This window comes from Roseomonas sp. TS2 (assembly GCF_058833935.1).
On the sequence record NZ_JCACVY010000122.1, the window covers coordinates 1 to 13474 of the forward strand.

Sequence of the window (13474 nt, forward strand, 5' to 3'; positions counted from 1 at the left end):
CCTGCTGCGCGAGGGCTACACCTTCATCGGCCGCCGCTGCGACGAGCTGGGCACCGACCTCTTCGCCACCCGGCTGATGATGACGCCCGTGCTGTGCATGCGCGGGGCAGAGGCGGCGCGGATGTTCTACGCGCCGGGCCGCTTCACCCGCCAGGGCGCCATGCCGCGCACCACGCTGTGGCTGCTGCAGGACAAGGGCAGCGTGCAGGCGCTGGACGGCGCGGCGCACCGGCACCGCAAGGCGATGTTCATGGCCATGATGTCGCCCGGCGCCATCGCCGGCGCCGCCGACCTGCTGGAGAAGCACTGGCGCGAGGCCCTGCCGCGCTGGGAGGCGGCCGGGGAGGTGGCGCTGTTCGAGGAGATGGGCCTGCTGCTGACGCGCGTGGCCTGCGACTGGGCCGGCGTGCCCCTGCGGGAGGAGGACGCCCCCACCCTGGCCGCCGAGCTCACGGCCATGATCGAGTATTCCGGCCGCGTCGGCCCCGGCACGCTGAACGCGCTGCGCCTGCGCGCCCGCACCGAGCGGCGGATGCGCGCCCTGGTGCGGGAGATCCGCGCCGGCGCGGTGCCGGTGCCCGAGGGCAGCGCGGCGGCGCTGATCGCCGCGCACCGCGCGCCGGACGGCACGCCGCTGGACGAGAAGGCGGCCGCCGTGGAACTGATCAACATCCTCCGCCCGACCGTCGCGGTGGGGCGCTTCATCGCCTTCGCCGCCCTGGCCCTGCATGAGAACCCCGCCTGGCGGGCCCGCTTCGCCGCGGGAGAGGAGGACGGCCTGGAGCCCTTCGTACAGGAGGTGCGGCGCTTCTATCCCTTCTTCCCGATGATCGGCGGGCGGGCCTGCGAGGCCTTCGAATGGCACGGCCACCGCTTCGCGGCGGGCGACTGGGTGCTGCTCGACCTCTACGGCACCAATCACGACCCGCGCCTCTGGCCGGAGCCGCACCGCTTCCGCCCCGAGCGTTTCCACGGCTGGACGGGCGACCCGGACACCCTCGTCCCGCAGGGGGCGGGTGACCCGTACCAGGGGCACCGCTGCCCGGGCGAGTGGATCACCATCGCGCTGATGGGCCGCGCCGTGCGGCTGCTCAGCCAGGCCATGCGCTATGCCCTGCCGCCGCAGGACCTCTCCATCCGGCTGAACCGGATGCCCGCCATGGCGGAAAGCGGCGTGCGGCTGCGCGAGATCCGCCGCGCCGCCTGAGACGGCCCCGTCACAAAGTTATCCCCAGATTCCGTGGAGCGATCTGGGGATAAGACCGGGAGGCCGGTGTGGAAAATCCGGCCAACCCCTTGTCCCGCCTCAGCGTGTCAGGCGGATATCCAGCCCCTTGTAGAGGGCCACGCCATAGATGCCGTGTGGCCGCACCCCCTCCACCCGCTGGGTGGAGACCACCCAGAGCGGCTGGCGCAGCAGCGGCAGCCAGACATTCGCCTCGGCGATGCGCTTCTGCAGCTCGCCCATCACCCGGGCCCGCTCGGCCGGGTCGGTCGCGCCGCGCGCCTGGCGCAGCGCCTCGTCCGTCTCGGGGTCGTTCCAGTTCATCCGGTTCGGTGTCGGGCGGTTGGTGCTCGGGAAGTAGAGCGAGAAGGCGTCGGTGGCCGACATGTAGGGGTAGGACATGACGAAGGCGTCGAATTCCTGCGTCGCCAGCTTGCCCCAGCCCACCGTGGCATCCCAGAGCTGCACCCGCAGCTCGATGCCGACGCGCCGCAGATCGGCCTGGATCGCCTGCATCACCGTGCTGTTGACCGAGGTCTGCAGCGCGTAGAGCAGCAGCGAGGCGCGCTGCCCGTCCTTCACCCGCACGCCGTCGGAGCCGGGCGTCCAGCCGGCCTCGTCCAGCACCTTGCGCGCCGCGCTGGCATCGAATTGCGGCACCAGCTTGGCCGCCTCGGGGTTGAAGTCGAGGGCGGCGGGGTTGAGGTAGGCGGTGGCTGCCTCGCCCGCGCCGAAGAAGACGGCCTTGGCGATGGCCTGCTTGTCCACCGCCAGGTTCACCGCCTCGCGGATGGCGGGGTCGCCGCTCACCGGCTTGTCCACCTTGAAGCCGAGGAAGTGGTCGAAGAAGTGCACCGGCTGCTGCTGCAGCTTCAGCGTCGGGATGCGGCGCAGCCCCTCGAGCGCGAAATAGGGGATCCACTGCGTCACGTCGCCCTGGCCGGACTGCACGGCGGCGAGCCGCGTGGTGGCCTCGGGGATGATGCGCAGGATGATGCGCTCCACCTGCGGCGCGGGGTTCTTGTAGATCGGCGGGCCCCAGTTGTAGCGCGGGTGCTTCGTCAGCACCATCTCCTGCCGCGGCGTCCAGGACTGCCAGCAATAGGGGCCGGTGCCGTTGAAGCCCTGCACGCCGAAATTGTCGCCTAGCCGCTCCACCGTCGCCTGGTCGACGATGCTGCCGAAATACTGCGTCAGTTGCAGCAGCAGCTCGCTGAAGGGCTCCTTCAGCTCATAGACCAGGGTGTGGTCGTCCACCGCGCGGATGTCCTGCACCGGGCCGGCGCGCCAGCGCACCGGGCTGCGCGTCGCCGGGTCCACCCAGCGCTTCAGCGAATAGGCGGCATCCTTCGCGGTGAAGGGCTTGCCGTCGCAGAAGGTGACGCCCTGGCGCAGCTTGAAGGTGTAGGTGCGGCCATCCTCGCTGACGCTCCAGCTCTCGGCCAGGCCGGGGCGGATGGTGCGCTGGTCCCAGTCCATCGTCACCAGCGTGTCGGACAGCAGGAACAGCGCCTCGCCCGCCGCGAGGGAGGAGGTGCGGGCGGGGTCGTAGCGGTCGGCGTCGATTTCGCGCAGGACCAGCAGGGCGTCGCGCGGGGCGGATTGCGCGCCGGCCGGCGCGGCGGCGCCGAGCGCGCCCAGCAGGAGGGCGGCGCCCCCGAGCCAGCGCATCATCGGCCGGGTGGCGGTGCGGCGGGATGCCTTGAACATAGGCGGACCTCTCCTCTCCAGGCGGTTGCAAGCCGTCGACCTCGCGCCGTGTCCGGCCCGCCATCCCTGCGGGTGGCCGGCCGTTCGGGGCGGTCTTTCTCCCTGTCGCGCCGGCGGTGGGCATACCCCCTCCACCCGCCCTTTGCCGGAAGGTCAACAGAATGGCCGCGGAACGTCAACGCCGCGCAATGAGCGGGCCGCCCCCCGCGCTCGCGGCAGCGTTACCTGACGGCACAACCGGAGCGGGTCACATTCCGGCCGTTCCCGTCTTTCCGGGGACGCGGCGGAGTTCGATCGATGCGCTCACCCTCATCCCGCCATGGCCTGGAGGCACGTCCGGCCATGGCGCATGGCTCGCCGGCGCTGCGTGGCCTGGCCGTCGTGGCCAAGGCGCTGGCCAGCTTCGCCGTCACCTTCATCGAGCTCCTGGCGGAGCTGCTGGCGCCGCTCCTGCTGTTCGTCGGCGCGCTCTGGTGGGGGGCGCTGCGCCTGGTCGGCCAGATCTCGGCCGAGCCGGAACTTCAGGCGATGCTGCACGTTCTGCCGACGCAACTGCAACTGGGCGCCTACGATCTGACCCCCGCCGGGCTGATCCGCCAGGGGCTTTTGCTGCTGGCCGTGGTGGCCGCCTGCCGCACCGTGAACCGGCTGCTGGCCCGGGAATTGTGAGCAGCGCCGCCACGCGCCACCCGATGTCTGCGCAGGCGGGCCGGCCGGACGCGGCGCCCGCGAGAGGAGATTGTGCATGAGCGACACGTCACCGGACCGGGAGGAGCGCATCCGCGCCCGTGCCTACGAGATGTGGGAAGCCGAGGGCCGGCAGGAGGGGAAGGCGGAGCACTACTGGCACCGCGCCCGGGAGGAGATGGAGCCGCCTTCCGGCAGCCTGGACGACCAGCTGGCCGATACCTTTCCCGCCAGCGATCCGCCCAGCATGACCAGCCCCAGCTATCCGGAGGAGCCGCTGCCGGCCGTGCCGCAGGACGAGGCGCTCCCCGCCCGGTCGGCCACGGTGGAGGAGCGGCCGGAACCGGCACCGGCCAAGCCCGCCAAATCCGGCAAGCCGAAGCCGCCGCCCAAATCCGCTGCCCAGCCGGCCGCTGCCCAGCCTGCAACTACCCAGCCGGCCGCCCAGCCCACGCCCAGGCCGGCCGCCAAGCCGAAGGCCAAGCCGGCGCCGCGCGGCAAGGCCTGACAAGGCCGCGCGGAAGGATTGCTGCCACCGTTGAGGCGGGAAGGAGACCGCTCCCTCTGCCCCAGCGGGAGCGGGACGGCGCAGATTGCCGCCTCGCCTTTTCCCGCCTTCGAATTGACAAAAACATTCCTGCTGATCTTGCCTGCAAGACATGAAGCCGATCTTGTGAAAGGGTGGGCTTTACTGCCAGCCAGGAAAGAATAATCTCCGCCACGCCACTGTTTTAACCGCGAGGATCATCATCGATGCGGAACATTATTGTGGCTGCCGCGCTTGCGGCCGCGGCGGCTTCTCCCGCCCTGGCGCAGACCAGCACGACAGCTCCTTCCAGCCTGCCCGTGACCCAGGTGCGCACCGTGGCCGATCTGGCCGCCATCTGCGACCCCGCCCCCGGCCCGCTGCGGCTGGAGGCCATCGCCTACTGCCAGGGCTACATCACCGCGGCGGGCCAGTACCACGCCGCCATGTTCCCGGCCGGCAGCGGCCGTAAGCCGCTCTACTGCGTGCCCAGCCCGGCGCCCTCCGTGGCGCAGACCGGCATCGCCTTCGCCGCCTGGGCGCGGCAGAACGCGCAGTATGCCGCCGAGCCGGCGCTGGACGGGCTGCACCGCTGGGCCCAGGCCACCTATCCCTGCCCGGCCGAGACCACGCCGCCGCGCGCCGGCCGCCCGGCCAGCCGCTAAGAGGGAGCCGTCGCAATGAGCACCACCATCCTGCGTCCCGCCCGCCTCGCCCTGCCGCTGCTGGCGGCGCTGGCCCTCGGCGCCTGCGCCAACATGAACCCGACCACGCGCAACGTGGCCGGCGGCACCGCCGGGGGTGCCGCGCTGGGCGGCATCATCGGCTCCTTCACCGGCGATGCCGGCTTCGGCGCGCTGCTGGGCGCCGGCGCGGGCGCCGCGGGCGGCTATCTCTACGATCAGTCGCAGCAGCAACAATACCAGAACCGCCGGCCGCCGCGCCGGTACTGAGCCGGCCGACCGGGCGGGGGCCTGTGCGCGGCCCCCGCCCTCCTGGCGCCCGCCGGGCCGCCACGCCTATCTTCGCCGCCCGCGCGTGAGGCCCCGCCCCATGTCCCTGGTCCCCACCTTCGCCACCCCGCCTGGCTTCCTCGGCGTCACCCGCACCGACCGTGGTGCGGATTTCGCCGTGGCCGGCATCCCGCTCGACCTCGGCACCACCAACCGTGCCGGCGCCCGCTCCGGCCCGCAGGCGATCCGCGCCGCCAGCCGCATGCTGGTCGATGGTGCGCACCCGTCGCACTGGGTGGACCCGGCCACCCTCTCGCTGGCGGATCTCGGCGAGTTCTCCATCGCGCTGGGAGACCTGCCCGGCAGCCTGGCGGCGATCGAGGCGCAGGCGGCGGACCTTTCGCACCTGATCGCGCTGGGCGGCGAGCACGGCATCACCCTGCCGCTGCTGCGCGCTCTCTCGCGCCGCCTGGGCGGCCCGCTCGCGCTGGTGCATTTCGACGCGCATGTGGACACCTGGCCGGACAATTTCGGCCAGATCTACGGGCACGGCTCGGTGTTCTACCACGCGCTGCGCGAGGGGCTGGTGGACCCGCAGCGGATGATCCAGGTGGGCATCCGCTCCCCCGTGCAGCGCGAGGTGTGGGACTGGACCCTGTCGCAGGGCGTCACCATCCTCGACGCGCAGACGGTGCACGAGGCCGGCCCCGCCGCCGTGGCCGAGCGCATCCACGCGGTGGTGGGCGATGCCCCCGCCTATCTCAGCTTCGACATCGACACGCTGGACCCCGCCTTCGCCCCCGGCACCGGCACGCCGGAGATCGGCGGCCTCGCCTCCTGGCAGGCGCAGGGCATCCTGCGCCGGCTCGGCGGGCTGGACTGGCGCGGCATGGACATCGTCGAGGTGGCGCCGGCCTACGACGTGTCGGAAATCACCGCGCTGGCCGCCGCGACCATCGCCTGGGAATACCTGGCGCTCGTGGCCATGCCCAAGCCCCGGGGCTGAGGCACCGAAAACGCGTCCCTGCCGGCGCGGCATGGCTTTAAATAGCTCACCGCGCTGCTTATCTGGCGCATTCGCTGACGCTATCGCACGTGCCGCGAGCCCCGCAGAGCAGGGCACAGCAACGACGTAAACGCGTCCTTCTCGCTCGTGCCGGCCATTCCCGTGGGCCGGCTTCACTGGAAGGAAGTGGCTATGTTCGGTGACCGGACCGCTGCGATGCCAGACCATCGCAACATCGCCTGACGCATCCGCCGGGGCCTGACGCCCCGGTCTGACGCCGTCGCCCGTCTTCTCGTCCCGTTCCGCTCCGATGTTGTGGGGGTTCCGTCCATGGGCCTGATCCGCTCGCGTTCCGCCGTGGCGCCGCTGCGCCGTTCCCTGCGTTCCGAGGCGCGCCTGCCCAGCGTGGAGGCGCTGGTCGCCGCCGAGCGCCCGGCCGAGCCGGTGCTCTGCCTGCGCCCGGCTGTCATCGCCGAGGCGGCGCGGGATTTCGTCGGCGGCTTTCCCGGCACCGTGCTCTACGCCGTGAAGTGCAACCCGGAGCCCGCCGTGCTGCGCGCGCTCTGGGAAGGTGGCGTGCGGCACTTCGACTGCGCCTCTGCCGCCGAGGTGGCGCTGGTGCGCAGCCTGTTCCCCGAGGCCGCCATCCACTTCATGCATCCGGTGAAGTCCCGCCCCGCCATCCGCGAGGCGTGGGAGTACCAGGGCGTGCGCGACTTCGTGCTGGACGATGCGAGCGAGCTCGCGAAGATCCTGGCGGAGACGGGCGCTGGCGCGGCCGATGGGCTGGGGCTGGTGGTGCGCATCGCGCCGCCGCCAGGGGGCGGTGCGCTGTACGACCTCTCCGGCAAGTTCGGCGCCGGGCTGGAGGAGGCCGTGGCCCTGCTGCGCGCGGCGCGCCCGCACGCGGCGCGGCTCGGCATCTCCTTCCATGTCGGCTCGCAGTGCATGGAACCGCTGGCCTACCGGCGTGCCATCGCCCTGGCGGGCCAGGCGATCCGCATGGCCGGGGTGGCGGTCGAGGTGGTCGATGTCGGCGGCGGCTTCCCGGTGGCCTATCCGGAGATCGAGCCGCTGCCGCTCGGCGCCTATTTCGCCGAGATCGAGGCGGCCTTCGAGGCGCTGGGCCTGCCGCAGGCTGAGCTGTGGGCGGAGCCGGGGCGCGCCCTGGCCGCCGCCGGCGGCTCCGTGGTGGTGCAGGTGCAGATGCGGCGCGGCGGGATGCTGTACGTGAACGATGGCGTCTATGGCAGCCTCTCCGATGCGGGCGCGCCGGGCTTCCGCTTCCCGGCGCGGCTGCTGCGGCCGGAGGGCGGCGCCTCGCCGGTGCGGCGCGGCTTCTCGCTCTTCGGCCCCACCTGCGACAGCGCCGACATCATGCGCGGCCCCTTCGAGCTGCCGGAGGATGTGCGGGAGGGCGACTGGATCGAGATCGGCCAGCTCGGGGCCTATGGCGCCTGCCTGCGCACCGGCTTCAACGGCTTCGACCGGGCCCGCCTGGCCGAGGTGGCCGACCGCGCCATGCTGGGCGACGTGGCGGAGGAACTGCCGCAGGCTGCGTGACGGACAGGATGAAGATGATGGGGGGCGGGGGAGAAGGAATTCTTCCCCGCCTTTCTTTTTTCATGCCCGCCACGGCACCAGCGCCCCGCCACGGTGCCGCAGCCTGTCGAGCGCCAGGAAGATGACCGGGGTGGTGTAGAGCGTCAGCAGCTGCGACACGACGAGCCCGCCGATGATGGTGATGCCGAGCGGCTGGCGCATCTCCGCCCCCGTGCCGGTGCCCACCGCCAGCGGCACCGCGCCGAGCAGCGCGGCAAGCGTGGTCATCAGGATCGGCCGGAAGCGGTCCCGGCAGGCGGCCAGGATGGCTTCCTCGCCGCCGATGCCCTTCTCCCGCTCATGCTCCAGCGCGAAATCCACCAGCATGATGGCGTTCTTCTTGACGATGCCCATCAGCAGGATGATGCCGATCAGCGCCATCACCGAGAGCGGGATGCCGGTGATCACCATGGCCAGCAGCGCGCCCAAGCCCGCCGTGGGCAGGGTGGAGATGATGGTCAGCGGATGGATGAAGCTCTCGTAGAGCACGCCGAGCACGATGTAGATGGCCAGCACCGCGCCCAGGATCAGCAGCGGCTGCGAGCGGCTGAAATCCTGGAAGGCGGCGGCGTTGCCGCCATATTGCGCGCGCAGCGTGCCGGGCAGCATCACCTCGCGCTCGGCCTGCTGCACCAGCGCCGTGGCGTCGCCCAGCGCCAGGCCGGGGCCGAGGTTGAAGCTGATGGTGGTGGCCGGGAACTGGCCCCGGTGCGTCACCCGCAGCGGCGCCACGTCCCGCTCCACCCGCGCCACGGCGGCGAGGGGCACCTGCGCGCCGTCCCGCCCGGGGACGAAGATGCGGTCGAGCTGCACCGCGCCCTGCTGCAGGGCAGGGTCGATCTCCAGCACCACCTTGTACTGGTTACGGGCGCCGTAGAGCGTCGAGATCTGCCGCTGCGAGAAGGCGTTGTTGAAGGCGCTGCTGATGGCGGTGATGGAGACGCCGAGCCGCGCCGCCGCGTCGCGGTCGATGATGACGCGGTTGGTGAGGCCCGAGCGCTCCTGGTCGCTGGAGACATCGGCGATGCCGGGCACGGTGCGCAGCTTCTCGACCATGGTGTTGGTCCAGGTGCGGAGCTCCTCCAGGTCGGTGCCGAGCAGGATGTAGGAATAGGCGGCGTTGCCCGGCCGGCCGCCCACGAACAGATCCTGCTGCGCGCGCAGGAAGGCGTTGACGCCGGGGATGCGGCCGAGCGGGGCGCGCAACCGCTCGATCACCTGCGCCGCCGAGGCATCCCGCTCGGCGCGCGGCTTGAGCGCGATGTAGAACTGCCCCGTATTGGTGCCGCCGCTCCAACTGCTGCCGCCGATCTGCGAGCCGACGCTGGCCACCGCCGGGTCGCGCAGGATGATGCGCGTCAGCTGCTCTTGGTAGCCCACCATGGTGGCGAAGGAGGTGTCCGGCGCCGCCTGGGCGTTGCCGGCCAGCAGCCCGGTGTCCTGCTCCGGGAACAGCCCTTTCGGCACGCTCATGTAGAGCCACACCGTCAGCACCAGGAAGCCGAGGCTGGCCAGCAGGGAAAGCCAGCGGAAGCGCAGCACCCAGCCCAGCGACCACATGTAGCCGCGGATGATCCCGTCCATGCCGGCCTCGAAGGCGCGGCCGAAGCGGCCGGGCGGGCGCTCCTCGGCGCGGCCGAGATGGGCGGCCAGCATCGGTGTCAGCGTCAGCGCCAGCACCGCCGAGATCAGCACCGCGATCGCCATGGTGGCGGAGAACTCGCGGAACAGCCGGCCGACGATGCCCTCCATCGCCAGCAGCGGGATGAACACCGCCACCAGCGAGAGGGTGATGGAGACGATGGTGAAGCCGATCTGCCGCGCCCCTTCCAGCGCCGCCTCGAAGGGCGCCATGCCGCGCTCGCGCATCCGCGCCATGTTCTCGATCATGACGATAGCGTCGTCGACGACGAAGCCCACCGAGACGATCAGCGCCATCAGCGAGAAGTTGTTGAGCGAATAGCCCATCAGCCAGATGACGAAGAGCGTGCCGAGCAGCGAGAGCGGCACGGTGACGCTGGCCGCGACAACCGGCCCGGTGCGCCGCAGGAACAGCGCCACCACCCCGATCACCAGCGCCACGGTGATCAGCAGCGTCAGCTCCACCTCCTCGACGCTGGCGCGGATGGTGCCGGAGCGGTCGCTCATCGTCTCGATGCGCACGCCGCCGGGCACCCAGCGCTCCAGCTGCGGCAGCATGGCGCGCACGCCGTCCACCACCTCCAGCACGTTGGCGTCGGCCTGCTTGAAGACCATCATCAGGATGGCCGGGCGCTCGTTGAACCAGGCGGCCTGGCGGCGGGAGCGGGTGGCGTCCGTGACGCTGGCGATCTGCGACAGGCGCAGCACGCCCCCCTCCGCAGTGCGGATGACCAGCGGCGCGTACTGCGCGGCGCGGTCCAGCCGGTCGTTCACCGCGAGGCTGGTGGCCTGCTCCGGCCCCTCGATATGCCCCACCGGCTGGGTGATGTTGGCCTGGGTGACGGCGGTGCGGATGTCCTCGAAGGCGACGCCGGCCGCCGCCGCCGCGTCCGGGTTCACCGCGATGCGCACGGCCGGCTGGTCGGCGCCGCCCACCTGCACCTGCGCGACACCCTTCACCTGCGCCAGGCGCTGCGCCACGATGCTGTCCGCCACGTCGTAGAGCGCGCTGGCGCGCAGCGTGTCGGCGGTCATGGCCAGGATCAGCACCGGCGCATCGGCCGGGTTGATCTTGCGGATGCTGGGCGGGTTGGGCAGGCCGGAGGGCAGGTCCTCCCGCGCCGCGTTCACCGCCGCCTGCACGTCCCGCGCCGCGTCCGACTGGGTGCGGGAGAGATCGAACTGGATGATGATGTTGCCGGTGCCGGTGCTGGCGAAGGAGGTCATCTCGGTGATGCCCGCCACCTCACCGATGCGCCGCTCCAGCGGCGCGATGACGGTGGCCGCCAGCGTCTCCGGGTTGGCGCCGGGCTGGCTGACGCTGACGAACAGCGTCGGGATATCGACGCGCGGCATGGCCGAGACGGGCAGCTCGCGCAGCGCCACCAGCCCGGCCAGCGCCAGCCCGACGGCCAGCAGCACCGTGGCCACCGGCCGCCGCAGGAAGGGGGCGGAGATGGAGAACATCGCCTCAGGCCGCCTTTTCCCGGCCGCGCCGGCCCAGCGCGCCGCGCAGCTCCTCGAGCCCCAGATAGACCGCCGGCGTGGTGAACAGCGTGACGAGCTGGCTCAGCAGCAGCCCGCCCACGATGGAGACGCCGAGCGGCAGCCGCAGCTCCGACCCCACGCCGGATTGCAGCACCAGCGGCAGGGCGCCGAGCAGGGCGGCGGCGGTGGTCATCATGATCGGGCGGAAGCGCAGCAGCGCCGCCTCGCGGATCGCGTCACGCGGGCTCATGCCGTGGTCGCGCTGCGCCTCCAGCGCGAAGTCGATCATCATGATGGCGTTCTTCTTGACGATGCCCATCAGCAGGATGATGCCGATCAGCCCCACCACGGAGAGATCCAGCCCCCACAGCTCCAGCGCCAGCAGCGCGCCGATGCCGGCCGAGGGCAGGGTGGAGAGGATGGTGATGGGGTGGATGAAGCTCTCGTAGAGCACGCCGAGCACGATGTAGATGACCACCACAGCGGCCAGGATCAGCCAGGGCTGCCCCTCCAGCGAGGAGGCGAACTCCGCGGCGTCGCCGGCGAAGCGGCCGGCGATGCTGTCGGGCAGGCCGATCTGCTGGCCGGCGGCGGTGATGTCGGCGATCGCCTGGCCCAGCGCCATGCCCGGCGCCAGGTTGAAGCTGATGGTGACGGCGGGGAACTGGTTCTCCCGCGTCACCAGCAGCGGGCCGCTGGTGCGGGTGAAGCGGGCGATCTCGGCCAGCGGCACCTGGGCGTTGTCGGCGCCCGGCACGCGCAGCTGGCCGATGGCGGTGGGGTCCTGCCGCAGCCGGTCGGAGGCTTCCAGCACCACGCGGTACTGGTTGCTCTGGCCGTAGATGGTGGAGATCTGCCGCTGGCCGAAGGCGTTGTAGAGGGCGTTGTCGATCGCCTGCATCGAGACGCCAAGCCGCGCCGCGCGGTCGCGGTCCACCTCGATGGCCAGGCGCAGCCCCTCGTCGCGCTGGTCGGTCGCCACGTCGCGCAGGCCGGGCAGGGCGCGCAGCCGCTCCAGCACGCGCGGCGCCCAGAGGGAGAGGGTGGCGGCGTCGGAATCGGTCAGGGTGTACTGGTACTGGGTGGTGCTGATGCGCGGGCTGATCTGGATGTCCTGCACCGCCTGCGGGTAGGCGACGATGCCCGGCACCTCGGCCAGCTTCGGCTTCAGCCGCTCGATGACGCCTTGCGCATCGAGCCCCCGCTCGGCGCGCGGGCGCAGGATGGCGGTGATGCGGCCGGTGTTCTGCGCCGGGTTCAGCGCGCCGGCGCCGGCCACGGCGGTGACGGAGGCCACGGCGGGGTCGCCTCGCACCACCTCGGCCAGCTTCGCCTGCGCCTCCGCCGAGCGGGTGAAGGAGGCATCCTGCGGCACCTCGGTGGTGATGCTGATCAGCCCGGTATCCTGCACCGGCAGGAAGCCCTTGGGCATGACGACGTAGAGCCAGGCGGTGAGCGCCACGGTCAGCAGCGCCGCCAGCAGGGTCAGCCCCTGGTGGCGCATGGTGACGGCCAGCGCCCGGCCATAGCCGAGGCGCATCCGCTCGAAGCCGTTCTCGAACCAGCGCGTGCTCCAGCCCGGCTGGTGCCCGCCGCGCAGGACGAGGGCGCACATCATCGGCGTCAGCGTCAGCGAGACCACCATGGAGACCAGCACGGCGGCGGTCAGCGTCTCGGCGAATTCGCGGAACAGCCGGCCGATCACCCCCTCCATGAACAGCAGCGGGATGAACACCGCCACCAGCGAGAGGGTGAGCGAGACGATGGTGAAGGCGATCTGCCTCGAGCCCTCGAAGGCGGCCTCCAGCGGGCGCATCCCCTTCTCGATCAGGCGGACGATGTTCTCGATCATGACGATGGCGTCGTCGACGACGAAGCCCGTCGCGATGGTCAGCGCCATCAGCGAGAGGTTGTCGAGCGAGTAGCCCATCACCGCCATGATGCCGAAGGTGCCGATGATGGAGAGCGGCAGCGCCACGGCGGGCACCAGCGTCGCCCGCCCGCTGCCGAGGAACAGGTAGATCACCCCCACCACCAGCGCGATCGCCAGCACCAGGGTGAGCTGCACCTCGTGCACCGAGGCGCGGATCGTCTCCGTGCGGTCGGACACCACCTGGAGGCGGGCGCCGGCGGGGATGGCGGCCTGCAACTCGGGCAGCAGGCGCTGGATGCGCTCCACCGTCTGCACGATGTTGGCGCCGGGCTGGCGCTGCACGTCGATCAGCACGGCGGGGCGGCCGTTGAACCAGGCGCCGTTGCGCTCGTTCTCCAGCGTCTCCACCGCCTCGCCCACGTCGCGCAGCCGCACCGGCGCGTTGCCCTGCCAGGCGATGATGACGTCGGCGAACTCGGCGGCCGAGTTGATCTGGTCGTTGGCGAGGATGGAGGAGGCCTGGCGCGGCCCGTCCAGCGAGCCCTTCGGGCTGTTCTGGTTGGCGGCGGTGACGGCGGTGCGCACCGTCTCCATGCTGAGGCCATAGGCCGCCAGCCGCAGCGGATCGACCCGCAGCCGCACGGCGGGGCGCATGTTGCCCTGCACCGTCACGCGCCCCACGCCGCTGGCCTGGGAGAGCTTCTGCGCGATCAGCGTGTCCGCGAGGTCGGAGAGCCGCATGATGGGCAGCGTCTCCGAGGTC

The 13474-nt window shown here is 71.7% G+C and carries 10 protein-coding genes; 7 read left to right on the forward strand and 3 right to left on the reverse strand.

The genetic code is table 11. From position 1 onward, the window contains the following. A partial coding sequence (locus ACZJYS_RS17040; RefSeq protein ID WP_493179703.1) for a cytochrome P450 occupies positions 1 to 1207 on the forward strand: 1207 nt, incomplete at its 5' end. A gap of 99 nt (positions 1208 to 1306) precedes the next feature. Here ACZJYS_RS17040 and ACZJYS_RS17045 read toward each other — a convergent pair. Beyond that, positions 1307 to 2935, reverse strand: coding sequence for an ABC transporter substrate-binding protein (locus tag ACZJYS_RS17045; RefSeq protein ID WP_493179704.1), 1629 nt, complete (start codon positions 2933 to 2935; stop codon positions 1307 to 1309). Between the two features lie 297 nt (positions 2936 to 3232). Here ACZJYS_RS17045 and ACZJYS_RS17050 point away from each other — a divergent pair, with 297 nt between their 5' ends. From ACZJYS_RS17050 to ACZJYS_RS17075, 6 genes are all read left to right on the forward strand, one after another. After that, a complete protein-coding gene (locus tag ACZJYS_RS17050; protein WP_146201928.1) occupies positions 3233 to 3604 on the forward strand; it encodes a hypothetical protein in 372 nt (123 codons plus the stop codon). Positions 3605 to 3680: 76 nt separating this feature from the next. Beyond that, positions 3681 to 4130, forward strand: coding sequence for a DUF2934 domain-containing protein (locus tag ACZJYS_RS17055; RefSeq protein ID WP_493179705.1), 450 nt, complete (start codon positions 3681 to 3683; stop codon positions 4128 to 4130). Between the two features lie 260 nt (positions 4131 to 4390). Then, entirely contained in the window at positions 4391 to 4813 is a 423-nt protein-coding gene (locus ACZJYS_RS17060; RefSeq protein WP_493179706.1) for a Rap1a/Tai family immunity protein, read from the forward strand. 15 nt (positions 4814 to 4828) lie between these two features. Then, positions 4829 to 5101, forward strand: coding sequence for a YMGG-like glycine zipper-containing protein (locus tag ACZJYS_RS17065; RefSeq protein WP_109518113.1), 273 nt, complete (start codon positions 4829 to 4831; stop codon positions 5099 to 5101). Positions 5102 to 5201: 100 nt separating this feature from the next. Then, complete coding sequence (speB, locus tag ACZJYS_RS17070) at positions 5202 to 6107, forward strand: agmatinase (RefSeq protein ID WP_493179707.1); 906 nt, start codon at positions 5202 to 5204, stop codon at positions 6105 to 6107. Between the two features lie 330 nt (positions 6108 to 6437). Further along, the gene (locus tag ACZJYS_RS17075; protein WP_493179708.1) at positions 6438 to 7670 is read left to right on the forward strand and encodes a type III PLP-dependent enzyme; all 1233 of its coding nucleotides are present in this window, start codon (positions 6438 to 6440) and stop codon (positions 7668 to 7670) included. A gap of 60 nt (positions 7671 to 7730) precedes the next feature. On the opposite strand, the gene ACZJYS_RS17080 is transcribed toward ACZJYS_RS17075, so the two are convergent. Together ACZJYS_RS17080 and ACZJYS_RS17085 are read right to left on the reverse strand one after the other, a co-directional pair. Then, entirely contained in the window at positions 7731 to 10817 is a 3087-nt protein-coding gene (locus ACZJYS_RS17080; RefSeq protein ID WP_493179709.1) for an efflux RND transporter permease subunit, read from the reverse strand. Positions 10818 to 10821: 4 nt separating this feature from the next. Further along, a partial coding sequence (locus tag ACZJYS_RS17085; protein ID WP_493179710.1) for an efflux RND transporter permease subunit occupies positions 10822 to 13474 on the reverse strand: 2653 nt, incomplete at its 5' end.